Source organism: Lysinibacillus sp. CD3-6 (assembly GCF_006351725.2).
Taxonomy (GTDB): Bacteria; Bacillota; Bacilli; order Bacillales_A; family Planococcaceae; genus Lysinibacillus.
This window is the reverse complement of the sequence record NZ_CP085880.1, coordinates 4310294-4337285: the sequence shown is the minus strand read 5'-3', so window position 1 is coordinate 4337285 and position 26992 is coordinate 4310294. Positions and strand designations below refer to the sequence as shown.

20 protein-coding genes are annotated in these 26992 nt (G+C 36.3%); 15 read left to right on the top strand and 5 right to left on the bottom strand.

All coding sequences use genetic code 11. The features are described 5' to 3' along the window. Positions 1-257: 257 nt before the first annotated feature. From FH508_RS21450 to FH508_RS21440, 3 genes are all read left to right on the top strand, one after another. Entirely contained in the window at positions 258-944 is a 687-nt protein-coding gene (locus FH508_RS21450; RefSeq protein ID WP_173478888.1) for a response regulator transcription factor, read from the top strand. Beyond that, a complete protein-coding gene (locus tag FH508_RS21445; RefSeq protein WP_217270302.1) occupies positions 931-2976 on the top strand; it encodes a HAMP domain-containing sensor histidine kinase in 2046 nt (681 codons plus the stop codon). The genes FH508_RS21450 and FH508_RS21445 overlap by 14 nt, the downstream gene beginning before the upstream one ends. A gap of 769 nt (positions 2977-3745) precedes the next feature. Next, positions 3746-5206 carry an MDR family MFS transporter gene (locus FH508_RS21440; RefSeq protein WP_370635743.1) on the top strand — a complete coding sequence of 487 codons (1461 nt, stop codon included), beginning with the start codon at positions 3746-3748 and terminating at the stop codon, positions 5204-5206. A 196-nt stretch (positions 5207-5402) separates the two neighbouring features. Here FH508_RS21440 and FH508_RS21435 read toward each other — a convergent pair whose 3' ends face one another. Beyond that, positions 5403-6158 (bottom strand): GNAT family N-acetyltransferase, encoded by a 756-nt coding sequence (locus tag FH508_RS21435; RefSeq protein WP_173478885.1) that lies wholly within the window; start codon positions 6156-6158, stop codon positions 5403-5405. Positions 6159-6402: 244 nt separating this feature from the next. Here FH508_RS21435 and FH508_RS21430 point away from each other — a divergent pair, with 244 nt between their 5' ends. From FH508_RS21430 to FH508_RS21420, 3 genes are read left to right on the top strand one after another with little or no spacing between them, the layout of a single operon-like run. Beyond that, positions 6403-7452 (top strand): FecCD family ABC transporter permease, encoded by a 1050-nt coding sequence (locus tag FH508_RS21430; RefSeq protein WP_173479111.1) that lies wholly within the window; start codon positions 6403-6405, stop codon positions 7450-7452. A gap of 4 nt (positions 7453-7456) precedes the next feature. Next, entirely contained in the window at positions 7457-8218 is a 762-nt protein-coding gene (locus FH508_RS21425) for an ABC transporter ATP-binding protein (RefSeq protein WP_173478884.1), read from the top strand. Between the two features lie 10 nt (positions 8219-8228). Then, positions 8229-9239, top strand: coding sequence for an ABC transporter substrate-binding protein (locus tag FH508_RS21420; RefSeq protein WP_173478883.1), 1011 nt, complete (start codon positions 8229-8231; stop codon positions 9237-9239). Between the two features lie 695 nt (positions 9240-9934). On the opposite strand, the gene FH508_RS21415 is transcribed toward FH508_RS21420, so the two are convergent. The 4 genes from FH508_RS21415 to FH508_RS21400 form a co-directional block, all read right to left on the bottom strand. After that, a complete protein-coding gene (locus FH508_RS21415) occupies positions 9935-10594 on the bottom strand; it encodes a 4'-phosphopantetheinyl transferase family protein (RefSeq protein ID WP_173478882.1) in 660 nt (219 codons plus the stop codon). Beyond that, positions 10594-13761, bottom strand: a complete 3168-nt coding sequence (locus FH508_RS21410) for a non-ribosomal peptide synthetase family protein (protein WP_173478881.1) — start codon at positions 13759-13761, stop codon at positions 10594-10596. The genes FH508_RS21415 and FH508_RS21410 overlap by 1 nt, the downstream gene beginning before the upstream one ends. Before the next feature lie 148 nt (positions 13762-13909). Next, a complete protein-coding gene (locus FH508_RS21405; protein ID WP_173478880.1) occupies positions 13910-15658 on the bottom strand; it encodes a methyl-accepting chemotaxis protein in 1749 nt (582 codons plus the stop codon). Between the two features lie 505 nt (positions 15659-16163). Further along, the gene (locus FH508_RS21400) at positions 16164-16607 is read right to left on the bottom strand and encodes a hypothetical protein (RefSeq protein ID WP_173478879.1); all 444 of its coding nucleotides are present in this window, start codon (positions 16605-16607) and stop codon (positions 16164-16166) included. A 171-nt stretch (positions 16608-16778) separates the two neighbouring features. On the opposite strand from FH508_RS21400, the gene FH508_RS21395 reads away from it, so the two are divergent. From FH508_RS21395 to FH508_RS21355, 9 genes are all read left to right on the top strand, one after another. After that, a complete protein-coding gene (locus FH508_RS21395; RefSeq protein WP_173478878.1) occupies positions 16779-18116 on the top strand; it encodes an AAA family ATPase in 1338 nt (445 codons plus the stop codon). Next, on the top strand, positions 18109-18843 hold the full coding sequence (locus tag FH508_RS21390; protein ID WP_173478877.1) for a hypothetical protein: 735 nt from the start codon (positions 18109-18111) through the stop codon (positions 18841-18843). Before FH508_RS21395 ends, FH508_RS21390 begins: the two co-directional genes overlap by 8 nt. Before the next feature lie 487 nt (positions 18844-19330). Beyond that, positions 19331-20653: a glycoside hydrolase family 18 protein gene (locus FH508_RS21385; protein ID WP_173479110.1), complete on the top strand. Its 1323-nt coding sequence runs from the start codon at positions 19331-19333 to the stop codon at positions 20651-20653. Positions 20654-20776: 123 nt separating this feature from the next. Beyond that, positions 20777-22999: a YcdB/YcdC domain-containing protein gene (locus FH508_RS21380; protein ID WP_173478876.1), complete on the top strand. Its 2223-nt coding sequence runs from the start codon at positions 20777-20779 to the stop codon at positions 22997-22999. Between the two features lie 128 nt (positions 23000-23127). Continuing rightward, positions 23128-23598, top strand: a complete 471-nt coding sequence (locus FH508_RS21375) for a YusW family protein (RefSeq protein WP_228134170.1) — start codon at positions 23128-23130, stop codon at positions 23596-23598. Between the two features lie 163 nt (positions 23599-23761). After that, positions 23762-24196: a MarR family winged helix-turn-helix transcriptional regulator gene (locus tag FH508_RS21370; protein WP_173478874.1), complete on the top strand. Its 435-nt coding sequence runs from the start codon at positions 23762-23764 to the stop codon at positions 24194-24196. 50 nt (positions 24197-24246) lie between these two features. Then, on the top strand, positions 24247-25230 hold the full coding sequence (locus FH508_RS21365; protein ID WP_173478873.1) for a ring-cleaving dioxygenase: 984 nt from the start codon (positions 24247-24249) through the stop codon (positions 25228-25230). Positions 25231-25295: 65 nt separating this feature from the next. Next, entirely contained in the window at positions 25296-25913 is a 618-nt protein-coding gene (locus FH508_RS21360) for a nitroreductase family protein (RefSeq protein ID WP_173478872.1), read from the top strand. A 63-nt stretch (positions 25914-25976) separates the two neighbouring features. Beyond that, complete coding sequence (locus tag FH508_RS21355) at positions 25977-26519, top strand: NADPH-dependent FMN reductase (protein ID WP_173478871.1); 543 nt, start codon at positions 25977-25979, stop codon at positions 26517-26519. Positions 26520-26992: the final 473 nt, after the last annotated feature.

Below are 26992 nucleotides of genomic sequence, written 5' to 3'. Positions count from 1 at the left end.
GCTAAAAATGAAATACTAACATGGTAAAGGAAGCCTCTCATAAGTTCATTGAACTTGTGGGGGGCTTTTTTTGTGCATTATTTGTCTATTGGTTTTTGGGCTAGCCATGCATATGAAAATAGATAGGTCTATTCGGCATAATTAGTCTATAGAGGAAAAGAATAAGAAAATCTTAAGAATTGGTGCATGAGTTTGTTAAGATTTACTTAGTATTATAAGCTAAGACGAATCCTAAAGAGATGGAGGAGTGAATGTAATTGAACATTTTGATTTGTGATGATGATAAAGAAATTGTAAGGGCTATTAGCGTCTATTTGGAGAATGAGGGCTATCAAGTATACAAAGCTTACAATGGTATAGAGGCAATCGAACTTATTCGAGATCACGTTATTCACCTAATTATTATGGATATTATGATGCCGAAAATGGATGGCATTACGGCGACAATGAAAATTCGACAAGACAATATGATTCCGTTAATTATGCTTTCTGCTAAGTCGGAGGATTATGACAAAATACTCGGGTTAAATATTGGTGCAGATGATTATATGGCAAAGCCGTTTAATCCATTAGAACTTGTCGCAAGAGTGAAATCGCAGTTAAGAAGATATACGGCATTTGGCAGTCTTGATGTGAGCAGCCATGTATTTCAAACGGGTGGGCTTATGATTGATGATGAAAAGAAAGTCATTACCGTAGATAAACAAGCAGTTCATTTAACCCCAGTGCAGTATAAAATTTTAAAGCTTCTTACAGCAAATACGGGGAGAGTATTCACAATCGAAGAGATTTATGAAAAGGTATGGAATGAAAGTGCCGTTAATCCAGAAAATACGGTGGCAGTACATATTCGGAAGATTCGAGAAAAGATTGAAATAAATCCGAAAGAGCCGAGGTATTTAAAAGTTGTATGGGGAGTTGGATATAAAGTTGAAAAATATTAGTCATGCACTTATTACGAAAGTAATTGTGTTTCTTATTGCCATCGCTTGTTTAACTGGTACAGCGAAGGTAATCATCAATATGGAATTAAATGAAGTACATCTTAGTAGTATCAACCAAGACAATTATTTTGAGAGCATAGCATTTGCTGATGAAAGTTATAGCCTTATTAGCTCTTTAGCGCAATTAATCGGAACGTATAAAAGTGAAGAAAATATTTTAAGTGGTAAGACACTAACAAAAGAAGATATTACACAAATTGAAGAAGATTTATATAATGAGTTTCAATATTCATACAAATATAATCCGAATTTGAGTGAAGTGGAAAATAGACACAACTATCAAGAAGAATATGCTGATGACATAAAAAGTAAAAAAGAAGAAAGAATGAGAGAACAAGCACGATTATTTTATCGTTTACTCAGCACAATAGAAGCAACTGAAGGAATCGTCTATTATGCGAGCGATGGTGAACATGTATTCTCTAATAGTGAACTAGATAAAAAAGAGCAATTTGAGTCATTTGGTGTATATATGCTATTTGATGATTATCAACAAAAGCTTTATCCACATGAAATGAAAAAAAATAAGTACTTAGATTACATTACACAAGATGTGGAAAAGTTGAATCCACAAAAAGACGCTATTTATGTGGCGTATCAAGAATCTTACTTAGAGCAAAAAATGCAAGAATGGGAACAGAATAAAGAGGTTGCTAAAAGTTATCTTAATGAATTTATCTTATTTCTAGCAGGGTTTATCTTATCATTTATTTACTTAGTAATAGTTATTGGAAGAACCTCATTTAAAGATAAAATAATTCATTTTCATGTCATTGATAAACTATATAATGATGTCAATATTGTATTAGTTGCTTGTTTATCAGGGATGTGGGTGGCAATGATAGTTGAAGTGATAAGAGAAATGAACATACTGCTCACGGTACCTATTTTTATCATTGTATTGCTGCTGATTTTATCGCTCGTTAAGCATGTGAAAAACAGATCACTACTTCAACATACACTCATATATCAAATACTCAAAAAGATTTTTATGATGATAAAACATGTTTTTGATAATGGCAGTATGGCTGTGAAAATTGTGCTACTTGTTATTGGATATCCTGTAGTAGTTGCAGCAACATTTTTCATGTTTCCTATCACGCTAGGTTTAGCTGCTTGGTTTGCAATGAAAAAGGTGAAGTTGTTTAATCGTATTAAAGAGGGCGTAGAGCAAATTAAAAATGGAGATTTTCATCATCGAATAGAAGTAGATGGAAAAGGTGAGTTTAGCCGACTTGCAGAAAATATTAATAGTATTACAGATGGCTTAAAAAAATCGGTGGATAATGAGATTAAGAGCGAACGTTTAAAAACAGAACTCATTACAAATGTTTCGCATGATATCCGAACGCCTTTAACGTCTATTATTACGTATGTCGATTTATTAAAAATAGAAAAAGATCCACAATTAATTGCTGAATATATAGACGTTTTAGATCAAAAATCAAAAAGGCTCAAGCACTTAACCGATGATTTATTTGAAGCGGCAAAGGCGTCAAGTGGTAGTATGCCTGTCCAGCTAGAACGGATTGATATCGTATCATTACTAAAGCAAGGAATAGGGGAAATGGGTGAGAAAATCGAGGCGTCATCATTAAACTTTAAATTAGCCCATCCTACAGAAAAAGTGTATGTGAAGGCTGATGGTAAACTCCTCTGGCGCTCCATTGAAAACCTATTCTCGAACATCTTTAAATACGCACTGCCTGCATCAAGGGTATATATTGATGTAGAAGATCTAGGTAATGAACTACTGGTCACATTTAAAAATATTTCCGCATATGAATTAAATATTTCCGTCGATGAGCTAATGGAACGTTTTACACGAGGCGATGAATCAAGATCAAGTCAAGGTAGCGGATTAGGGTTATCGATAGCGGAAAGCCTTATTCACATCCAACACGGTAAATTTTTAGTGCAAGTAGATGGTGATTTATTTAAGGCGATGATTTATTTACCGAAATTTGAATAAGAAATGCAAAGGAATAGGATGCAGAAGTGTATCCTATTCTTTATTTGGTGCTGAATTCTTTTCTTTACAACTACAATAATTTTTTCTTATTTTTGAAAACTTTGACTTCTGCTAATAAGTCCGTTATAATTCGTTGTGTAATAAAAAATGCTTTAAGGAGGATTTAGAAAATGACACTACGATTCCCAACTTTGAACCAGTAATTGAATACTGTCAAAGGCTCTGTTTGTGGCAGAGTAAACGGGATTAGTCTGTCCTTTTTTAATTATCTTCATTTCATATTACGAAATTGTTATTCACTAGATTGCAGTAATTTGTCCCCACATAGTTGTGAGGGCTAGTTATGTGATTTAAGTGGCTAAAAATATGTTAATGATAGAAAGGCGACTTGTTCTTCCTTTCTTTATTTTTGTCTAATTTAACCTTTTATTTGGTTTTACCAAAGGTAGGTTTCTTGTTCTTACTGACAACTCAATAAAATATGGATGGTTCTTTCCCTTTACTTTTAAGATCACAGGCAGGTGCTTGTGATCTTTTCGTTTTTTAGCGGGCGTTATCCGTTGAGTAGAACGATTGCCATTACTGGGATGGTTGATGAGGTATTGATTTGGGTAAAATTGGTTTGGATATTGTTATTATCGATTATTTAATCCTAGGTTAGTTTAACAATAATTAAGAAGGGAGCAATTCTTAATCCGATGGTGTAAGAAGAATAAAGCTCATAAAAAAACATGCTAGAAGGAGTAATTAAATGGATCAAAATCAACCTATGAAATATGAATTCCTGTCACAGGATCCTAATGTTAAAACATTACCGATTATGCTATCGCTAATTATCGGTGCTTTTTTTGCAGTTTTAAACGAAACATTATTAAACATTGCATTAACGACATTAATGCATGAATTCCACATTACGTTGCCAACTGTACAGTGGATGGCAACTGGATTTATGCTTGTTATGGGGATCGTCATTCCGATTTCTGCCTTAATGTTACAGTGGTTTACAACGAGGCAATTGTTCATTGGTGTTATGGTTACGTTCACAATCGGAACAATTATTTGCGCAATTGCACCGAGCTTTCCTGTTTTATTAGTAGGTCGGTTAATCCAAGCAGTTGGAACAGGGCTATTAATGCCAATTATTTTTAATGTCTTTTTATTATTATATCCACCAGAAAATCGCGGCAAAATAATGGGGATTGTTGGTTTGATTTTTACGTTTGCACCTGCAATCGGACCGACTTTATCTGGTGTTATTGTTGAATATTTAGGCTGGCGCTATTTATTTATTATAGTGATTCCTTTCGCCTTATTTTCCATTGTTTTTGCTTCTAAATATTTGACGAATATTTCGGAGGTTACAAAACCGAAAATTGATGTTCTGTCTATTATCTTTTCAACGATTGGATTTGGGGCAATTATTTATGGGTTTAGTGCTGCTGGAGAAAAAGGTTTCCTTAATTCAACTGTATATGTGACGATTATCATCGGCATTATTGGTGTTGTATTTTTCTCTTTAAGACAGTTTAAGCTGAAAGAGCCTGTTATGAATTTACGGGTATTTAAATATCCAATGTACACGCACGCAGTATTTATGTTTGTAATTATAATTATGGCGATGTTTGCATCGGAAATCATTTTACCGATATTTATGCAAGGTCCATTAGCTTTAACTGCGGCAACAGCAGGTCTTGTTCTACTACCTGGGAGCTTACTAAATGGACTTATGTCTCCATTTATGGGGCAATTGTTCGATAAATTTGGACCTCGTGTATTAATGATACCTGCAACACTAGTTTTAAGTGCTACAGTGTTTACGTTAAGTAGGTTAACAGCTGAAACGCCTATTTGGATTATCGTATTATGCTATATTTTATTAATGCTAAGTGTGTCTGCCATTATGATGCCAGCACAGACAAATGGTCTAAACCAACTGCCTAAGTCTTTATATCCGCATGGTACTGCGGTCATGACCACGTTGCAGCCTGTTGTAGGGGCGATAGGTGTTGCTGTGTTTATTAGTATTATGAACGCTAAACAAAATCACTTTTTAACAAAGGCGGCCAATCCAAGCGATCCAGCTACAATTAGTCAAGCGATGGTAGCGGGTGTAGAACTTGTTTATCTTATTGCTTTTGTCATAACGATATTAGCCATTATTTTGTCATTTACCGTTTACCGTGCGGTTCCAAAAGAAATGGTGGAACCAACATCAGACTCTAAATCTTAATCAATTTTCGGTTAGAAGTCCGCAAATCGAAGCTACTCATTAGTTTTTGTAAACTTTTGAGTAGCTTTTTTTATGAGCGGATTCTTAGAAATGAAAGAGCATTTCATAGAAAGGGGAAGGTTTTTGTGAAAATCTATAAGCTAGTATGAACATGCGAGGGGCTCAATTAGGTGCCTTCTTTAGGAATCTAGCTAGATTAATCTCCTTCGACCTGTAACACTTCATATTGAAAACCTTGATATACATAGTTTTGTTTTTGATACATTTCTCTAGCGGTATCTTCCCCATCTGCTACTAAAATAACGATTTTATGTTGAAATTTTTGCATGACATATTGTTGAAGTTGGGAACCTATTCCTTTACGTTGAAAGGCTTCTAGTACAAATAAGTTATCAATTTCAACTGTTGCTTCTTCCTCAATAAGTTCCATAGAACCAACTGGGATGCCGTCATAATAGGCTAAGAGCTGATATTTGGAAGGATCATGAAAACGCTGTTTTAGAAATGCTTGTTTTTCTGTGGCGAAAGTTTCGCCATATTTTAAATCCTCTTCATACTGTAGCTTTAAAAAAGCTTGTAAATTGTTTTCTGTCACAAGCTGGACATCAACATGTCGATGGACGTTCGTTGCAAATTGGCTTGGCTCAATTGAATATAATTCAAGAAACCCAATGTCATAATTTTTTTCAGTTAAATACATATGAATATCGCTTGATAGCTTCTCATTAGCTGGAAAAATGAATTTTAAATGCTTCTGATCATGTTTCTGATGGAAAATCCGTAGCATCTGTTCCGTTTTCTTAAATGCAGTTAATGCAGGCATCGTTTTAAATAAAATAAAATTACTATCATACCGACTTAGCATTTCTGGATAATGAACATGCTGGCAAAGTTCATCTTCAAAAATGATATGACCAATTTTTTCTATATGGTCAAAAGTAATGTTGTGCATTGTAAATCTCCTTAGCGTATTTATTAAATTGCTTTTAGAACAGGAAAAATTAAAACCCCGTTGCTGTAAGTGTGAATGCAATGGGGTTTTTTATCAAGGTAAATTATGGATAATATTATTTTAAATTTCATGTTGTTTTTCACAACATTATAAATTAATATAGTAATTGATAATGAAAATCATTATCAATTAAGTGTTAGATAGAGGTGAAATTTTGGATAAACAGGATGTTAGCAGAATAGGAATGGGCAAAATATATTATGTGATTATCCTACTTTTAATTGGTGCCATATTTATTTCTGCCGTTTATTCTGTATCAATTGGGCAAGTCAGTATCCCCTTCAAGCAAACAATGAGCATTCTATTGCACGCTATGTCCAATGGCAAATTTGGTTCGCTTGATAGTGTGGACAGTGAATCCTTTTTGAATATTATTTTACAGGTGAGGATGCCACGCGTGATTTTTGCCTTACTTATTGGCATAGGACTTGCTTTATGTGGGACTGTTATGCAAGCAGTCGTACAAAATCCACTTGCTGATCCATACATACTTGGTATTTCATCAGGCGCATCATTAGGCGCAACATTTGCCATTTTAGTCGGGTTCGGAAGTAGTGCACTATTATCACAGTTTGGTGTAGCGTTCGGAGCATTTGCTGGCGCAATGATTACGTCAATGGCAGTGCTTATATTATCAAGTATTGGTGGGAAGGCAACGTCAATAAAACTCGTCTTATCAGGTGTTGTCATTGGAGCTTTGTGTAGCTCTTTCTCAAGCCTTATTATCTTTTTTGCAAATAATGCGGAAGGGATTAAGACAGTTACTTTTTGGTCAATGGGAAGTTTAGCCTCTGCAAGCTGGGAAAAAACACCGATTTTGGCGATTGTAATTGTACTTGGAGCATTGTTGTTCCTTTTCCAATATCGAGTGCTCAATACAATGCTATTAGGTGATGAATCAGCTATAACGTTAGGTATCAATTTAAGCGTATATCGTAAATTTTATATGATTCTCACGTCGCTCATAACAGGCACAATGGTTGCCTATGCAGGCATGATAGGCTTCGTAGGATTAATTATTCCTCATATTACAAGAGGTCTATTTGGTGCAGATCATAAACGATTAATGCTAGGGACATTACTTTTAGGCGGACTTTTCATGATTTGGGCAGATGTTTTGTCGAGAACTTTAATACAAAATGTTGAATTACCTATTGGGATCATTACTTCTGTTATAGGATCACCATTATTTATCTATATGATTGTAAAAAAAGGTTACAACTTCGGAGGGTAGAAAAATGGAATTAGTTGCACAGGAAATGGAAGTTAGGATCGGCAAAAAGGAAATCGTTAAAAATATATCTATTCAAGTTAAAAAGCAACAATTTGTGGGCTTAATCGGACCAAACGGATGCGGAAAATCGACTTTATTAAAAAGTATATATAAAAGCCTTGTTCCACAGAAGGGAATGGTGTTTTTAGATAATCTAGATGTTTTAAAAAGCTCAGAAAAAAAGATTTCAAAACACTTAGGTGTAGTTGGTCAGTTCAATGAGATGCATTTTGATTTAACGGTTCAGCAAATGGTGTTGTTAGGCAGAACACCACATAAAAAAATGCTTGAGTCTGACACACAACAGGATTTTGATATTGTAGAGGAAGCGTTGGTACGTACGAACTTACTAGATTACAAAAATCGTAGTTTTTTATCATTGTCTGGTGGTGAAAAGCAACGTGTCATTTTAGCAAGAACAATTGCACAGCAGCCAAAATTTATGATTTTAGATGAACCAACAAACCATTTAGATATTCATTATCAAATTGAAATTTTATCTTGTGTAAAGGGGTTAAACATTGGTGTACTAGCAGCGCTGCATGATTTAGAGATGGCAGCACAGTACTGCGATTATCTTTATGCAGTAAAGGATGGGGAAATTTATGCACATGGTACACCAGAAGAAGTACTTATACCAGATACAATTGAAGCTTTATATCAAATAAAATGCCAAACATTCATTAATCCTGTAACAAAGGGATTAGGATTTGCATATGGTCTTTAGGAGGAACTCAATGATGAAGAAACTATTAGTAGGCATCAGTTTAGTAGCGATATGTATATTAACAGCATGTGGTAACACAGCAAAAAATACAACGGAGGAATCAAAAGCAACAGAGCATTATCCGCTGACAGTTGCTAATTATTCAAAGGCAGAGGGTGGCTCTACTTGGGAAAAGAAAGATCAAGTATTTGATAAGGCACCTGAAAGAATAATGGCCAATACACGTCCAGCAGCAGAATTATTATTGCATTTAGGCTTAGGTGATAAAATCGTCGGTGTTGGTGCAAACTTTGGAGCGGTTGATAAAGCTGTAGAGAATGAGTATTCAAAGTTAAATATTTTAAGTAATGAGTACGTTGGAAAAGAAGTTACATTAGGTACGAATCCAGATTTAGTTTTTGGCAGAGGCGGTTTGTTTGATAATGCTGAATGGGGAGTAGGTACAGTTGATTCACTTAATGAATTAGGCGTGAAAACTTATGTATTAGAATCATCAGTGACAGGTGGTACGTATGATTCTATTTATAATGACATTAAAAATATCGGTGAAATCTTTAATGTTCAAGACAAAGCAGCGAGCTTTATAAAAGAGTTAAAAGATAGACAACAAGATATTTCTTCAAAATTAGCAAGCATTAAAGACGAAAAAACATTTGCTTATTTGCATACGAACGATCCAAAAGAGCTTTTTGTTTATCCAGCACATGATGAGACGTTTTTTAACGATGCATTTAAAATGGTGAAATTAGATAATATTTTCAAGGATGAGACAGGGGATGTTAGCATTGAAACGTTAATTGCTGCAGATCCAGATGTTTTAATTATTCCTAACTGGGATGGTTCAGATCTTACAAAAGTGAGGGAAGAGATTTATGCAAATCCGAAACTATCTAGTATGAAAGCCATTAAAAATAAGCAGATGTATATTGTTGATTACAATTATATGTTCGGATATGGTTACAACACGATAGATGGTATGGAAGCTTTAGCAAAAGAAATGTACCCTGATTTGTTTAAATAATGGAGATAGTTTTTTGAATGGGAAACGTTGATTGAGTGCCTGGCACTTAGCCATAATGTCGGCTCCTAAAATCGGAAAAATCCACTACGCTTTCCGCGGGCACGATGTAAGCCGCAACCCTCGCTGACGCGCGGCTTGTTGCGTCTTACAACTCGTGCTGTGCCCGCAGGAGTCTACGTGGATTTTTCCTTAGAGCTTTAAAAAAATGCAAGGAAATTGTTTGAGTGCCTGGCACCGCGCATCCGTACCTAGTACAGTATCGGCTCCTAAATCGGAAAAATCCACTACGCTTTCCGCGGGCACGATGTAAGCCGCAACCCTCGCTGACGCGCGGCCTGTTGCGTCTTACAACTCGTGCTGTGCCCGCAGGAGTCTACGTGGATTTTTCCTTAGAACTTTTAAAAAAATGCAAGGAAATTGTTTGAGTGCCTGGCACCACGCATCCGTACCTAGTACAGTATCGGCTCCTAAAATCGGAAAAATCCACTACGCTTTCCGCGGGCACGATGTAAGCCGCAACCCTCGCTGACGCGCGGCTTGTTGCGTCTTACAACTCGTGCTGTGCCCGCAGGAGTCTACGTGGATTTTTCCTTAGAGCTTAAAAAAATGCAAGGAAATTGTTTGAGTGCCTGGCACCAAAAGACAAAAGGCATCACTTCAGTGAAGTGATGCCTTTTGCCATACGCTGAGCATAGTTAGAGAAGCTGATGTCTATGCAAAACGGTTAAATTTATATGGGGTGCGCAATCCCAGCAGATGGAGATAGGGTGTCGTTCATCAAGATAAATCAACTGTGTAGATATGCTTTGAAATACCTGTTCATCCGTCGTATCGATTAAGTGTGGTGATGGATGTGGACATAAGGTAGTTTTAAAGAGAGCTTCCTTTAATGTCCACAGTTCATAAAATTTTATTAATCGTAGCGGTTCCACAATTTCGTCAATGCCTGCTATTTCATTCTCTGTCATGGCATAGTGCATAACTTCTTTCGTAACAGGCTTAATTTCCTCCACATCAATGCCAACATGACCATTTTTCGTTAAGGCCATGACAAGCCAATCTCCTGAATGGGAAAGATTAAAATCACCATTCCAATCATCATTTCCTACAGCATAAGGTCGACCATGTTCATTTCTTACAATTTGTACATCTTGTGTGGCAGTCAAATGCTGAATTGCCCATCTGGAAATAATGCTTCCTAATAAGGCTCGTTGTCGATCCTGCCACTGTTGATATTGCAAAATTTTAGTTTGCTCAACAGGAGAAAGTTTTGCATAATACTGTTCCCATTCAAATGTTGCTAATGGTGGTCCAATGGGGAGTGCAAATACTTGTACACCATTGAATTTTAGCATTATCGAACAGCTACTGGCTTAGGTTCAGGGAAATAACCTAATTCGATACCGTACATAATCATCTTGCGAATAAATGCTGAATTTGGTTCTGCACATGAAATATCCGTGCCCATTAAAAATTGCTGTGTTTTTTCACTATTAAATATAAATGGTGAATCACTTGCGCCATCACCTTCAAGCTGAGCTATTGCTAATGATAAATATTCTTGTAATTCTTTAGGGTGCTCCGAATGTAAAAGCCAATCTTCATATTCATTTGCTGCAACAATATCTAGCTCATAGCCCATATCTTTTATTGTATCTATCAAGTCAAGATAGGCTAAGGGTACAGGGTTACATAGGTGGAATATGTGCCCATTGGATTTTGGTTGACGTGCTAAAGCTATAAGTGCTTGGCTAGCATAATTGATTGGCGTAAAATCAACATGCCAATTTGCTGTCGGTGTTTTTCCTAAATGAAGCATCGATTTCATCATTCGGTAAAATGCATTATCATCTATATTGCGCTGGAATTTTCCTGTTTGGGAATGACATGTTAAATTGCCAACACGATAAATGGAAACAGGAATGTTATCGTTCACTGCATTTCTAACAAGATTTTCAGCCTCTAACTTACTTTGGGTATAAACATTTGAAAGGGAAACATCGTAATCAAATTCACCAAGTGCTTGTTTTTCTCCCCATTGTGTTGCTGCAAGTTCCTCTGGAATACCAATCGTTGAAACATAGTGGAAATGGACACCTGCTTTTCTTTTAGCAAGCTCTAGTAAATATCTAGTCCCTTCCACATTGACATCATTAAAATGCGTGGCAGCCCCGAAATGTCTTACATCTGCTCCGCAATGGATAATAGCATCAATTTCTTCAGTCAGTGTAGCGTAATCTTTAGCTGATAAATCAAGTTTTTCTTTACTCAAATCGCCTTGGATAACAGTTACACGATTTTGCAGCAATGCCACAATGTCTTCATTGAAGTAAAATGCCATGCTATCTTTTAGTTTTTCATCAAGTGTAGTATGTGCGCTTTGTCTTATTAAGCAGTAAATATGAGTATTTGTATTATTTAAAAGCTCATATAAAATATGACTTCCTAAATAGCCAGTAGCGCCTGTCAACAGTACCGATTGCATGGCTAAAGGTGTTGCTGTTTGAGCAATAGCAAGACGGCTTGGTTCCATCAAATCTTTACGTACAAAGTCTTCAAGCTGCTTTGGTGTATCATTCGTTTCGGGTTGATAGTTACAAATGTAATGATCTAGTTCTGCAATCGTTTGATATTGGAAAAAGTCTTGTATTTTTAAAAACGGAATATGCTTTTTCACTTGTACTAAAATTTCAAGTACTTTTAATGAATGTCCACCGATATGAAAGAAATTATCATGAATACCGACACGTTCAATACCAAGTACATGTTGCCAAGCAGCGGCTAGTAGTTCCTGTATTGGATTCTCAGGTGCATCGTAATGACTTGGTAAAGGCGTTGTTACCTCGATAGCTGCTAATTGTTTTCGATCGATTTTGCCAGTAGGGGACAACGGCATTTCCTGCACTTCAATTAATCGTTCGGGCACCATATAGTCTGGTAAATGACCAGCTAAATACTGTCTAATGGCTGTTTGTTCTTCCTTACTACCGCCGATTAAAGTGTAGTAGGCAAACAAGCTATTATTTCCATCGCCCATTTTCTTGGCAAGTATAACAGCCTCTTGAATGCTTGGGTGATTACTTAATACCGTTTCAATTTCCCCTAGCTCGATTCGGAACCCTCTTACTTTAATTTGAGAATCTTTACGTCCAACAAATTCAATTACACCGCTCGGTAATAAACGAACTAAATCACCTGTTCGATACATTAATCTTCCAGGTTCATTTGATAATATATGTGGGACAAATGCTTCAGCAGTTTTTTCAGGTTGATTTAAATAGCCAGCAGCAAGACCAGCACCTGCTATGTAAAGTTCTCCTGCTTCATTGACAGGACAAAGCTGACCATCGTTATTGATAATATACATTTCGTAATTGGCAATAGGCTTACCAATTGGAATGCTTGATTGATTATCAATTACAGTATCTTTCACTTTATGGTAAGAGGACAGTACTGTACATTCTGTCGGTCCATATACATTAATAATTTCAGTCGTTGTGCCGAATTTTTCTTGCCACTTTTGTATAACGGCAGGCATAAGTGCTTCGCCACCAACAGATAAATATTTAAGAGTCGATAATTTATCTCGGTGATCACTTGAAAGGTGCGTAGCTAGCTGCGTAAAGAATGCATTTGGAATTGTGGCGGTTGTCACTTTTTCACGCTCAATCATCTCCGCAAATGCTTCTATTGAAACACGTTCAATACTTGTGAGCATATGTAATCGTGCGCCAGAGAAAAAAGCAGTAAATGTTTCAGTGACAGATGGATCAAAACTATAGGAGATAAATTGTGAAAAGACATCATATTTAGTTGCTTGGTAGATTCTTTGATTATCAGTAATTAAGTTGATTACAGATTCATGCTTAAGCATTACGCCTTTTGGCTTGCCTGTCGAGCCTGATGTATAAATAATATAGGCTAAATCAGCAGGGCTGAGCTCGGTATGGATATTGTCTTTTGAAAATGTGATTTCCATTTGATTAAGTGTAAACACTTTACGAGATTGGGAATCGTTATGTAGTAAATCATTGAGTAATTGAGTATGTTCTTCTTTTATTAATATGAATGGTGCACCTGTATCGTTTAATAGGTAATGACAACGTTCTTTTGGATAGCTAGGATCAATCGGTACATATATACCGCCTGCTTTTAGAACACCAAGTAAACTGATAACAGTTTCCGGACTACGTTCCATGACGATTGCTACTTTGGCACCTTTTTGTAAACCATTGTTTTGCAACATATGAGCGATTTGATTAGATCGTTCATTAAGCTGACGATAGTTCATGGAACCACCATTAAATGATAATGCAATTCTATCAGCAAACTGTTCTACAGCTTGATAAAATACGTTAGGTATTGTTTGATCTTTCGCATAGAAGGCTTTTGTTTGATTTAAAGCTTGATATACTGCTTTATCTTCTGCTGTTAACAATTGCGTACAATGGGCTGGTAGCGGTTGTTGCTCATTATAGTTCGTTTGATAATCTGCTGTAAGTAAATTAAGTTCTCTATTCAATCATCACAACTCCTATTTTTGAAAGTAGAGGGACTGTGCCCAATTAGTGCAACTAGAAGTAAATATTATCGTGAGGAAACAATATGAATAAATACATCGCCGATGCCGTAGCATCGACGATAGGTAACGCTATAAGATTTTTCGTACATTATTTCACAATAAAGGTATTTACAACAGTTAATAATTCATCTGATAAATCTGTTAATACTTGTGCCTCTTCTGAAACTCTTTGTACTGTGTTGAGCTGTGTAGCAGATGTTTCGGCTACTGTACTTGTATTGTTTCGAGAATTTACAGAGAATTGTTCCATATCTTGAACAGCGGATGTAACTTCTTCCATCCCAGCTGCCATCTCTTCAATAGTTGCTGATAATTCTTGAATCTGACCCGTAACATGATGGATTGAAGTTAAAATTTGGCCAAATGATTTTTCGGAATCATTAATCATAATTAAGCCATTATCCACTTCTTCTACCGCATGTATCATGACATTTACTGATTCATTTGTATCATGTTGAATACGCGAGATTAACGTAGAAATTTCTCTTGCGGATGCCTCTGATTGTTCTGCTAGCTTGCGCACTTCGTCAGCGACTACAGCAAATCCACTACCAGCTTCACCTGCACGAGCAGCTTCTATTGCGGCATTTAATGCTAGTAGATTTGTTTGAGACGCAATACCTGTAATAATACCAACGATTTCTTGGATTTTATTTGAGTGTTCACCTAGCATTTTGACAGATGATGCCGATTGATTTACAGCTTTACTAATGGCATTCATTTGAGCGACAGATTTGTTTGTAGAATCATTACCCTTTTCAGCTTCCTCAGAAGCAAGAATAGAAGATTCAGATATTTGATTTGATGTCATGGCAATACGTTGAATGCCAATACTCATTTCCTCAATCGTAACTGAACTTTCTTTCGCCTTTTGCACTTGTAAATCTGCAACACTTGCTATTTCTTGCATTGATGAAGCTACACTATTGTAAGAATCCGTTGCTTCCTGCATATTGCTTGATAAAATTTGTGCAGTATTGGAAACACGTGAAGAAACATTCGTTGCGCTTTGAATAACTGTTCGTAAACTACCAATCATTACATTGAAATTATTTGTAAGCACGCCAATTTCATCATTTGATTGAACAGGTAAAGCTTCTAGCTCCAAATTACCTTCAGCAACTTTTTTAGATTGCAAAGATAGCTGTTGAATAGGAGTTAGTTTCTTTTTTAATAGAGAGTAAACGACGATAGAAGACCCGATAAGGAATAATACAGTAATTAACAACACCCACATTGCTTCTGAAAGTGCTTTAGCCGTTACCATGGATACATCATAGTCGATGGCATAGGCAGCTAACATTGAACCGTCATCATCTAATATTGGCGTAAGCCCTGTTTTATAGCTTCCAAACTCATCTTTATAGATTTCTGTAGCTGTTGCCTCTTTTGTTTCAAAAACTTCCTTTATGCGTGCAAGAAAATCTGGTGAAAGACCCATGGCAATCATATCTTGGTTATATTCTGCACCAACTTCAAGAACACTTGAAGATAAAACAGGCGCATTAATATTTTCACCATCTACTGTAATAAGAAAGAGATTTGTAATAATATCTGATTTATCATTGATGGCATCCATTTCTTCAGTTAAACGAAGGACATCGTTATTATTAGCATTTGGTTGTTTCAATGCCGATTTCAATGCTTCTTGATCTATTGTTTTTGATAAAATCATGCCTTTATCATAGAGGGATTCATCCATATCTTTTAAGTTACTGTTTTTCACTATATAATAAGAAAATCCCATAGTAACTAGTCCAAATAGCAATAAAATACTAACCATGGTGAAAGTTAATTTTTTGCTTATGGACATTTGCTGCTTCTTACTTTTCTTCATACTCTTCCTCCTAAAATTGTAAAAAACATATTTCAAGTGAAAAAGGGACGGCCGATAATGTGAAAGCCAAATGTAATAGGAATAGTACAATGTTACAATTGACCGTCATGATAAAGTCATATATAGAAGTTCATTCCTATACTATTTATCATTATTTCATTGTTAGTAAAATAATCCATTCATCCCCTAACCATAAACAACTATACTGCCAAAAAATATGATTCACAACCCAAAAATCCTACTATTTCAACTGTGAAATTTAGGAGTGAGAATTAAAAATATAGTGTTTTTATATCACTAAAAAACGGAGTACAGGCATATTATTAATAGAAAAAACACTAATAATAGTACAATTTGTTTCTGGAGACCAACTTTTAAAATTCTTAATTGTTATTTTAGACAAATATTATGACAAATGTTTGCAAAAAGTTGTGTACACTTTATGTAAAATAATAAAAAGGCTTTCCAGCAGTTCAGTTATGAACAAGTGGAAAGCCTTTTTTTATTATCTCGGATTACCAAAGATGCCAGGTAAAATATTGGGCATACCTGGTAATAATGGAGGGAGTCCAGGGAGTCCAGGTAATTGACCGCCTGGATATTGTCCACCAGGGTATGGCATAGGCGGGTACGGTTGCGGGTATGGACGTGGTGGATATGGCTGTGGTGGATACGGTTGTGGCGGATAAGGTTGCGGATATGGTGGTGGATAAGGGGGCGGATATGAGCCACCGCCAGGAGGGAAACCTGTCCCTGCTGCTGTAATTTGGTTCACATCAACCGTTATTACTTGACCAGAATCTAACTGAATTTCGGCAGTTCTTCCGTCTTTACCAAATGTTCGAATCAATGTACCTGAATATGTGCCTGTAGGGAGAGTAACCCATATTTTCATTCCAGGACGGAACTGTTGATTAAAATCTTCTGGCGCTAATCTAGGATTAACCAATGAAACACACCTTTCTTCATTTTTCTTCTCTAACATATGTCCCGTATTATATTAATCATAGGCAAATGGCTCAGTATATAAATAAGGAAGCAATAATATTAAATTTCAAATTGTTATAAAAAATATCAATTTTAATTATAATAAAAAGAAAAGACTTAAAAGGGTGTTTTGATGGCTATTATAAAAATAAAAAAAATAAAGGTACAAAACTTAAGGAATGTAAAAAATGGCGAGCTAACATTAGCAGTGGATTTCACTTCGCTTATGAAGGCGAATGTTGTTGGCGTGTACGGTCAAAACGGGTCTGGGAAAACGACTATCGTTGACGCATTTAGTTTATTAAAGACAATTATTTCTGGTTGGTTAGCTGAAGTGAAATTACCGTCACAAGACAAGCGTTTAATCATGGCAGGGGAAGATACAGCTAAGATAGATTTTGAATTTTTAGTGGAAAATCAATTCGGTACATTTTTTGTGAACTATCATGCTACTTTATGTGAAGATGAAAAACGGTTATTTATTATTGCGGAGCGACTAACTTATAGAGAAAATGAAAAAGGAAAGCGATCAAAAGTTTTAGTAAATGTTACAGATGAGGACGTTCAAATACGAAAAAGCTCCTTACGTGATCTGAGTGAAAAAATGCGTATAAAAACGCTCGTCATTCAACAACTAGCACGAAAACAATATCTATCATTTATTTTCCATAAAGATTTAAAGCCATTACTACAAGAAAAGCTTACAGAATTAGAAATACAGCTACTGCATAATTTAGCAATTGATTTTAATCGTGATTTGCATGTAATCAGTAATCAAAATATCGCGCCTTTATTTGAAGAACGTATTATGCCCTTTAGTATCCATCTGGAAAAAAAGCGGGGTTCAATTCCTTATGATTTGAAAGGACCAGCATTACTGCCAAAAAATGCTTTCAATGTATTATGTGAAGTGATCGAGCAAAGTAATCAAGTGTTATCGACTATTATACCTGGGCTAACTATTAAAATTCATGTCATTACAGAACAATTATTAGATAATGGTGAAAAGGGTATACGATTTGAATTTTTATCACAACGGGGTGATCGAGAACTACCGTTGCGAACGGAATCGGAAGGGATTTTGAAAATCATTTCTGTGCTTAGTGTACTGATCGCTGTTTATAACAATCCAACTGCGTGTGTTGTGATTGATGAATTAGATTCGGGTGTTTTTGAATATTTGTTAGGCGAGTTGTTAACAGTGATTGATGAGGGCGGAAAAGGACAGCTTATTTTTACGTCTCACAATTTACGTGTGTTAGAGGTGCTTGCGATTAAAAACTTATGGTTTACTACAACGAATGAGAATTACCGATATATGCAGCTAAAAGGTATTAAAGAGGTTAATAATGCACGAGACGTTTATTTGCGTGCCATCCAACTAGGTGGACAGGATGAAGAGGTTTATAAAGAAACGAAAACATTCAAAATTAAACGTGCTTTTAGAAAAGCTGGTGTACAACATGACTAAAAAAGTACTTTTAGTAATTGTAGAAGGACAAACAGAGCAAATAATTTTAGAGGATTTTTTAGATGAGCATTTTGCTGATTCGACTATCCGTTTTGATGTGCAACGTGAGGACATTTTAACGAAATGGGATGCGAAAAAGCGAATCCCCAATATTAAAAATAGTGTCAGTCGAGTCATTCATAACTATCTACAAAAGTATAAGTTTTTAGCGAAAGATTTATCAGCAGTTATTCATATTACAGATGCTGATGGTTGTTTTATTGCTCCAGAGTTTGTCAAAATCGATGCAGATATGGAACAAAATCTATATTATACGGAGGAAGCCATTTTTGTAAAAACAGAGAGGCGAAAAGAGCAAATCGAACAACGAAATGAAATGAAGGCTAATAATGTGAAGATTTTGCTAGCAAATGACCATTTTAGTATTGAGCGATTAAAAGTTCCTTACCAGTTGTTTTATTTTGCTACGAATTTAGAGCATGTATTATGGAATGAGCGCAATGAAGTTGCCACAGAAAAAGTGCTAAAAGCAGATGAATTTATGGAAAATTTATCGGGCTCTATTAAAGAGTACCTTTTGGAATTTTTACATGTAGATACAGCACAATCTTACCGAGAAAAAATGAAAGAAAGCTGGGCTTATTTAACAAAGGGATGTAATTCTTTGCAACGCGGAACGAATGTGCCATTATTATTTGAAATGATTACATCCAATACGCAGAAATAAACAATACACAAACCTCTCATGTAAATGGAGAGGTTTTTTCACCTTTTTTCATCTAACTGCTGTAGATTTCCGCTACGGGCGGACGCTTTCTGCGGGCAAAAGTAAGCCACAACCCTCGCTAACGCGCGGTTTATTGCGTCTTACGTGATGTGCTGTTCCCTCAGGAGTCTACGTGGATTTTTTCTTTGGCAAGTCATATCTTAGAAATTGTTTGAGTGCCTGACACTTATCATCTCCTAAATCGTAAAAATCCTCTACGCTTTCCGCGGGCACGAAGTAAGCCGCAACCCTCGCTAACGCGTGGTTTATTGCGTCTTATGTTGCGTGCGTCTGAGCAGGAGTTTAAGTGAATTTTTACTTTGTTAATTATAAAATACAATACCTTACATATTAAATTGTTTGAGTGCCTGACACTTTTATTGGCACTTTTATTGTGATTGCTACTAGGTGACATGTTTTCTTATTTTATATCATAAGCTTTATGGCTATGGTTTCATTACGTAAAAAGGAGGCAAATCGCATTCAAATACATGTTGTACGAGCAGGAGAGTCCTTATATGGAATTGCAAATGCGTATGGCACGACGGTTCAAAGTATTGTAGATGCCAATCAAATTCCAGAGCCTAATCGATTAGTAGTTGGTCAAGCTCTCGTCATTCCAATCGTCGGCAGTTTTTATTATGTACAGCCTGGGGATAGCTTATGGTCGATAGGGCAACGCTTTGGTATTAATTATTTAACACTTGCACAGGTCAATGGCATTCAGCCAAACCAGACTTTATCAGTTGGTTTGCGACTTTATATCCCACCACCACCGAAAACAAGAGCAGAAACAATGGCTTATTTAGAGCCAAGAGGGACAGCGGTTAGTGAAGCATTATTAAATCAAGCGCGAGAAGCATCACCTTACTTAACTTATCTTGCATTATTTAGCTATGAAGTACGGAGAGATGGGACGTTGAAGCAACCTCCTAGAAATGGTGTGTCTGAAATAGCGGAAGACTCAGGAGCAGCTGTTGCAATGGTAGTATCGAATTTGGAGAACTTTCAATTTAGTGGCGATTTAGCAAGGGATATTTTCCAAAGTACAGCAGTGCAAGATTTACTTTTTGACAATATTCTTATAGAAGCAAAGCGTTTAAAAAGCATTAAAGATATCCATTTTGATTTTGAAAATTTACCTGGCGATCAGCGAGAAGCGTACAACAATTTTTTAAGAAGAGCTGTGGAGCGGTTCCATGCAGAAGGGTATACGGTTTCAACAGCCCTTGCTCCAAAAACAAGTGCCAATCAGAGAGGTCCATGGATTGAAGCACATGATTATAAAGCGCATGGAGAGATTGTGGACTTTGTATTGCTGATGACCTATGAATGGGGTTATTCCGCTGGGCCCCCTATGGCTGTTTCACCAATTCGGGAAGTTGAGGCAGTTGTTAAATATGCCGTGACCGAAATACCAGCAAATAAGATTTTACTCGGGCAAAACTTATATGGCTATGATTGGACATTGCCTTTTGTACAAGGAGGTCCATATGCAGAGGCGGTAAGCCCGCAAAGAGCTATTGAGATTGCGAAAAAATATAATGCGGCTATCCAATACGATTGGAATGCACAAGCACCTTTCTTTGAATATTATGACGAGCAAGGAAGAGCGCATATAGTTTGGTTTGAAGATGCACGTTCGATTCAAGCGAAGTTCAATTTAATTAAGCAGTACAAGCTCAGAGGTATAGGTTATTGGAAGCTTGGGCTACCGTTCCCGCAAAATTGGCTATTGATCGGCTCAAACTTTAATGTGGTGAAGAAATGACTTTGATAGGGATAATGATATACCCAATCTATTTTCTTCTTATTGGAAATAATCTGTAAATACTATTTCCTATTTTGGGAATATAATATATAATTAGGTAAATTGTATTTTAGGAGGGATATTTTGGGTAAATTTAAAAAATTGGGGATTATTCTAACGTCTACTGCATTTTCTGTAGGAGTACTTTCTCCAATGGCGCAAGCTTCTGCTAATGTAAAGGATTCTTCAGAGAGAATAGAGATTCAAGTAGCCTCAACAGAAACAAAGGTAACAAAAAGTACACTTATAAAAAAATTACGTGAGCTTTTCCCAGAGAAGTTCAATTTTTTAACAGATAATGATTTCTATACGGGGCGTGGACATTACTATAACGACGATAAAACAATCCGTTATGATTTGAGTTTCCAAAAAACAGTAAATGGTAAAGATGTGTATGGTAGTATTACCTTTATGGGTGATGATTTAGAGCTTGAAAGCTTCTATTACCAGCCAGCTAATGTGGCAGATGCGCTATATCCTGCTAAATATTCAAAGGATGATGCACAAAAAATTGCACAGGATTTCTTAAAGAAATTCCCAAATACAGCAAACTATAAATTACAAGAAAATGATTTTGATTATGGATTTAATTACACACGACCATTATCAGAGCCAATTACTTATTCATTCTCATATGCACCGACACATAACGGTGTAACGCTTAGCAACCACACAATTTCTATTGGTGTGCTTGCTAATGGAGAAGTTGTACAAGTATATCGCAATTCAAATGTATCTAAAAAGGCAACGTTCGATGGCGTAGAACAGAAAAAGAGCGAGGCAGATGTTCTAGCACAAGTTCGTGATAACTTTGCTGTAGAGTTACGTTATTATTTAGACTATAACTATCCATCTGATAAGCGTGAAGTGAAGCTAGTGTATATGCCAACATCAAGCTTCTATGGTGTACATGCATTAACAGGACAATGGCAAACAGCAAATGGCTTCGTGGCACAAGCACCAAATGTAAAAGGTGTTGAAAAGCTATCTTCAGAACAACTTGATCCGAGAAAGCCTGGTATGACGGTTGAAGAGGTAGAGGAATTTGCTAAAACCTTCTTAAAGGTAGATCCTGACAAGGCAAAGCTACAAATTGATATGGTTGATGAAAGAGAAAATGAAAATGGTGAAACACTTTACTCTGTAAGTTACATGTATATGTATGAGAATGGTGGTTCAGGTGCTTCATTTGAAATTAATAAAGCAACTGGTGAAATTACGCAATATTACGATGTAAGTAGAGATTTCGTGCAGTCAGATAGTAAAGCAGAAAAGATTACGAAAGATGCTGCGTTGGCGAAGGCTATTGACTACTTAAAAGAGTGGGCACCGTCTTATATCCATAACTATGCAAAACCGTTAGAAGATTATGGATATGATAATTATGGCAACCAATATGGCTTCTCATTCCCGCGTGTTGTAAACGGAATTCCTGTTGTTGGTGATGAAATTTATGTGAGCGTCGGTACTGACGGTTCATTACGTGGATTAAACATTAATCAACAAAAAATTGATAACTGGCCATCTGTAAGTAAGGCAGTCTCAGCTGATAAGGCAAAGGAAACATTTAGCGATGCGTTAAAGCTGAAGTTACAATACACTAAACAGGATAAAGAAGATAGCAATCATTATGATTTAGTGTATGCACCGTCATATGAGGGCAGCATATATAATCAAATTGATGCACTAACAGGCAAATGGGTAAGTAGTGCCGATGATTCAAATAATAAACCGCAAATTTCTCACCCAACAGCTGCAGAGGAATTAAACTACTTGTTAGCACAAAATGTGTTGGAAGTGAAAGATCCAGCAAGCTTTAATGCTGATACTGCTATAACGAAGGGTGAAGCGTTAAAAATTATTCTTAAATCATTGACATATGGCTACTATGGATATGGAAATGAAGAAGAAACATATCAATCGTTTAATAATATTGATCCTAAACATCCGTTATATGGAATAGTTGAACAAGCAGTAAGAATGGGCGTTTTACAACCAGCAGATGAATTTGCTGTTGATGCGACATTGACTCGTCAAGAGCTTGCAGAATGGTTTATTCGTGTACTGCGTTTAGAAAGTGCTGCAAAGCATAACGACATTTACAAGTTGAACTTCGCTGATGCAGGTTCTATTGATCCGGCTTATGCAGGTTACGTAACATTAGCAAGTGCAATGGGCTTAATCGATGCACAACAAAATAACTTTAATGCAACTGAAAAAGTAAGTTATGCAGATTTAGCTGTTTCAACACTTCGCTTGGCTCGTGCCATTCATGAAAATAATACTGGTCGCAATTACTTCTATTAATACGAATTGATTGACGGTCTTCCATCTAACTAGATGAGAAAAAGGGTATCTCCTAATTTAAGGAGATATCTTTTTTCGTTTATTTCATGTTTTTTTAGGGAAGAATACTAACAGAAAAGGAGTGGAACATGATGCGTAATTATAAAATGTTATTAGTATTCTCAGTAGCAGCTGGATTACTTTATGGCTGTAATAAGGATGAGGTAAAGGATGTACCTACGAATGCTCCAACAGAGCAAAACACAAATCAACAGGCTGGTGAAAATGTAACGGATCAAGTACCCTTTAACTTTATAGAATTTTCATTGGACGTCGACTATTCAGCAACAGAATCTTATGAGGTTGAATATGAGAATAAGAAGAACGGTATAGAGTCTAAAATAGAAGATGACCGCAATAATGAAAAAATTCAAGGTGATGAGGCTTATACAAAGTTAGAACCACTATTTAAGCAACTAACTTTTGATTCCACAACATCAAATGATGAAGTAATTGATCAAGTGATTAAAGTGTTCAATATTACAGATGACTACCAATCGATTGAGGTAGAGGTAGAGTTTGCAGATGGAACAGAAAAAGAATTTAAACGACTGAAATAATAGAAACTCCCTATACATTTAGTTGTATAGGGGTTTTTAGCTTTGAAAAAGGTTTTCTAATGAAATAAATTAGATAAAATGATTGATGTGAGGGAATATATATGATATTATTATCTTGAATTAAAGATATTTTATTTCGAGGTAAATAGAAAGAGGGCATCTTATGAAGGAAGAAAATCGTTATTTAAAAGCTTTTACGATTATGTTCCGTGCTTATCAATCGATTCAGGATGCGACCAAAAAAGATTTGCTTCAATATGATTTAAACCAGACTGAATTTGGGGTATTAGAATTTTTGTACCACCATGGCGAGCAGCCTATTCAAGTAATTGGTAAAAAAATTTTAATTGCAAGTAGTAGTATTACGTATGTTATTGATAAGCTGGAGCAAAAAAATATCGTATGTCGACGTGCTTGTCCTAAAGATCGACGTGTTACGTATGCGTTGTTAACAGATGAGGGACAGGTCTTAATGGATAGAATTTTTCCACTCCATGAACAAAAGATCAATGAAATTTTTGAAGTATTAGACCAACAGGAGTTGGAGACAATGAATGTAGCTTTAAAAAAGGTCGGTCTTAATGCCATTAATAAATAAAATTTTTTTAAACATATATCTCGAATTCGAGATAATAGGAGGAACTTAAAATGAATCATTTAAAAGGTATTCACCATGTAACAGCTATTACAAGTAGCGCAGAAGAAAATTATAAATTTTTTACGTATGTATTAGGTATGCGTTTAGTGAAAAAAACAGTAAATCAGGACGATATACAAACATATCACTTATTTTTTGCAGATGACAAGGGCAGTGCTGGGACAGATATGACATTCTTTGACTTCCCTAACATACCAAAAGGTGTACATGGAACAAATGAAATTTCGAAAACATCATTCCGCGTACCGACAGATGCAGCATTAGCTTACTGGGTAAAACGATTTGACCGTTTAAATATTAAACATACAGGCATAAAAGAACAATTCGGTAAGCAAACATTAGCTTTTGTTGATTTTGATGATCAGCAGTACCAACTAATTTCTGATGAACACAACGAAGGTGTTGCTTCTGGTACTCCTTGGCAAGATGGTCCGATTCCACACGAATATGCTATTACAGGATTAGGTCCTATATTTGTGCGTGTTGCAAATTTTGATTATTTCAAAGAAATGCTAGAAAAAGTAATGCTCTTTACAGAAATTGCAGCTGAAGGTGACTTCCATTTATTTGAGGTCGGAGAGGGAGGCAATGGTGCGCAAATTATTGTGGAATATAACACAATCTTACCAGCAGCTCGTCAAGGTTTTGGTACTGTGCATCACTCAGCATTTCGCGTAGCAGATCGTGCTGTTTTAAACGAATGGACAGAACGATTAGAAGGCTTTGGTTTCAATACATCTGGCTATGTGAACCGTCACTTCTTTGAATCACTGTACGCTCGAGTAGCACCACAAATCTTATTTGAATGGGCAACAGACGGCCCTGGTTTTATGGGTGATGAGCCATATGAAACATTAGGGGAAAAATTATCGTTACCGCCTTTCTTAGAGCCTAAACGTGCACAAATCGAGGGGCTTGTTCGTCCAATTGATACAGTAAGAAGTACGGTTTCATTTGAAAAAGAATATGAGTAAGGTGATATGTAGTATTGCGCAACACAATTTTACTAAAGCATAATGGATGATTGGAGTACGTCAACATGGAATTTACAAAGTTAATTGATAAACGTCGATCGGCAAATAATTTTATAGACGGTGTTGTAATGACAGAGGAGGATATCCGACCGATTTTAGAGGACGTCAAGCTTGCACCTTCAGCATTCAACTTGCAACATACAGAATACATTGTTGTGTTAGATAATGAATTAAAAGAGAAAGTTCGCGAGGCTGCATATGGGCAATATAAAGTACATTCAGCTTCAGGAGTTATTTTAGTATTAGGTGATAAAGAGGCTTACAAGCAAACGGCTCACATTAGTCAAGGTATGGTCGATTTAGGCATTATTACAAGCTGTGAGCTTGATAGTCTCATCGATGATAATACGAAGTTTTACGAAGAACGTGGGGAGGCGTTTATGAAGGAAGATGCGATTCGCAATGCATCACTTTCAGCTATGCTCTTTATGTTAGCAGCAAAAAATCGAGGCTGGGATACATGTCCGATGATTGGCTTTGATCAGCAACAAATGCGCACATTATTCAATGTGCCAGCAACACATGAGATTGTCTTAATGATGACAATTGGCAAGGAAAAGGAAAGTAGTCAACGTTTACGTGGGTATCGTAAACCAGTTGAAGAATTTGCAACCTATTATTAGGGCGGTATAAAATAAAATAGCTTAACAAATATTAATGGCAGTAACCATTTAGGAGGAAACAACATGAAAGTAGTAGCAATCGTAGGTAGTATCCGTAAAGAATCTTATAATATGCAATTAGCAAAATTTATACAAAAGCGTTATGCAGAAAAGTTTGAACTAGAAGTATTAAGCTTACGTGATTTACCAATGTATGATCAAGATATTGAAAATGAAGCACCACAAACAGTTTTAGACTTTAAAGCAAAAGTAAAAGCAGCTGATGCGGTACTTTGGGTAACACCAGAATATAACGGAACTGTGCCAGGAGTTATGGTGAACGCTATTGACTGGCTATCTCGTGTAGATAAAGTAATGGTCGGTAAACCATCTTTCATGATGGGAGCATCAATGGGGAATTTAGGTACTGTGAAAGCACAATTACATTTACGTGATATTTTATTCTCACCTGGAATTAATTCTCCATTACTTAGTGGTAATGACGTCTATATCGGTGCCGTACACACAAAATTCGATGCTGAAGGCAATTTAACTGATGAAGGTACTGTGAAATTCCTTGATGTAGTTATTGACAACTTCTTAGACTGGGTTAAAAAATATATTTAATAATTATGAAAGCCAATAAGTATTTGACATACTTATTGGCTTTTTTTTATAAAAATCTAAGCATCAGTGGCTCCTTAATCGTAAAAATCCACTACGCTTTCCGCGGGCACGATATAAGCCACAACCGTCGCTGTCGCGCCGCCAGTTGTGTCTTACGATGCGTGCGTTCCCGCAGGAGTCTACGTGGATTTTTACTTAGTATAAACATCTTGCAGTTTTCAGAATTGTATGGGTGCCTGGCACGTCTCGAAGAATCCTAGCATAATACCCGCTCCTTAATCGTAAAAATCCACTACGCTTTCCGCGGGCACGATGTAAGCCACAACCGTCGCTATCGCGCCGCCAGTTGTGGCTTACGATGCGTGCGTTCCCGCAGGAGTCTACGTGGATTTTTACTTAGTATAAACATCTTGCAGTTTTCAGAATTGTATGGGTGCCTGACACCTCTCTCACCACACCTCTCTCCCCGTTCA

What these genes read in the sequence shown, in the direction of transcription:
- FH508_RS21365 (WP_173478873.1), top strand. Translation starts at nt 24,247, where the DNA reads ATGAATCATTTAAAAGGTATTCACCATGTAACAGCTATTACAAGTAGC.
- FH508_RS21425 (WP_173478884.1), top strand. Translation starts at nt 7,457, where the DNA reads ATGGAATTAGTTGCACAGGAAATGGAAGTTAGGATCGGCAAAAAGGAA.
- FH508_RS21375 (WP_228134170.1), top strand. Translation starts at nt 23,128, where the DNA reads ATGATGCGTAATTATAAAATGTTATTAGTATTCTCAGTAGCAGCTGGA.
- FH508_RS21385 (WP_173479110.1), top strand. Translation starts at nt 19,331, where the DNA reads ATGGTTTCATTACGTAAAAAGGAGGCAAATCGCATTCAAATACATGTT.
- FH508_RS21405 (WP_173478880.1), bottom strand. Translation starts at nt 15,658, where the DNA reads ATGAAGAAAAGTAAGAAGCAGCAAATGTCCATAAGCAAAAAATTAACT.
- FH508_RS21435 (WP_173478885.1), bottom strand. Translation starts at nt 6,158, where the DNA reads ATGCACAACATTACTTTTGACCATATAGAAAAAATTGGTCATATCATT.
- FH508_RS21440 (WP_370635743.1), top strand. Translation starts at nt 3,746, where the DNA reads ATGAAATATGAATTCCTGTCACAGGATCCTAATGTTAAAACATTACCG.
- FH508_RS21370 (WP_173478874.1), top strand. Translation starts at nt 23,762, where the DNA reads ATGAAGGAAGAAAATCGTTATTTAAAAGCTTTTACGATTATGTTCCGT.
- FH508_RS21415 (WP_173478882.1), bottom strand. Translation starts at nt 10,594, where the DNA reads ATGCTAAAATTCAATGGTGTACAAGTATTTGCACTCCCCATTGGACCA.
- FH508_RS21355 (WP_173478871.1), top strand. Translation starts at nt 25,977, where the DNA reads ATGAAAGTAGTAGCAATCGTAGGTAGTATCCGTAAAGAATCTTATAAT.
- FH508_RS21360 (WP_173478872.1), top strand. Translation starts at nt 25,296, where the DNA reads ATGGAATTTACAAAGTTAATTGATAAACGTCGATCGGCAAATAATTTT.
- FH508_RS21390 (WP_173478877.1), top strand. Translation starts at nt 18,109, where the DNA reads ATGACTAAAAAAGTACTTTTAGTAATTGTAGAAGGACAAACAGAGCAA.
- FH508_RS21420 (WP_173478883.1), top strand. Translation starts at nt 8,229, where the DNA reads ATGATGAAGAAACTATTAGTAGGCATCAGTTTAGTAGCGATATGTATA.
- FH508_RS21395 (WP_173478878.1), top strand. Translation starts at nt 16,779, where the DNA reads ATGGCTATTATAAAAATAAAAAAAATAAAGGTACAAAACTTAAGGAAT.
- FH508_RS21430 (WP_173479111.1), top strand. Translation starts at nt 6,403, where the DNA reads ATGGGCAAAATATATTATGTGATTATCCTACTTTTAATTGGTGCCATA.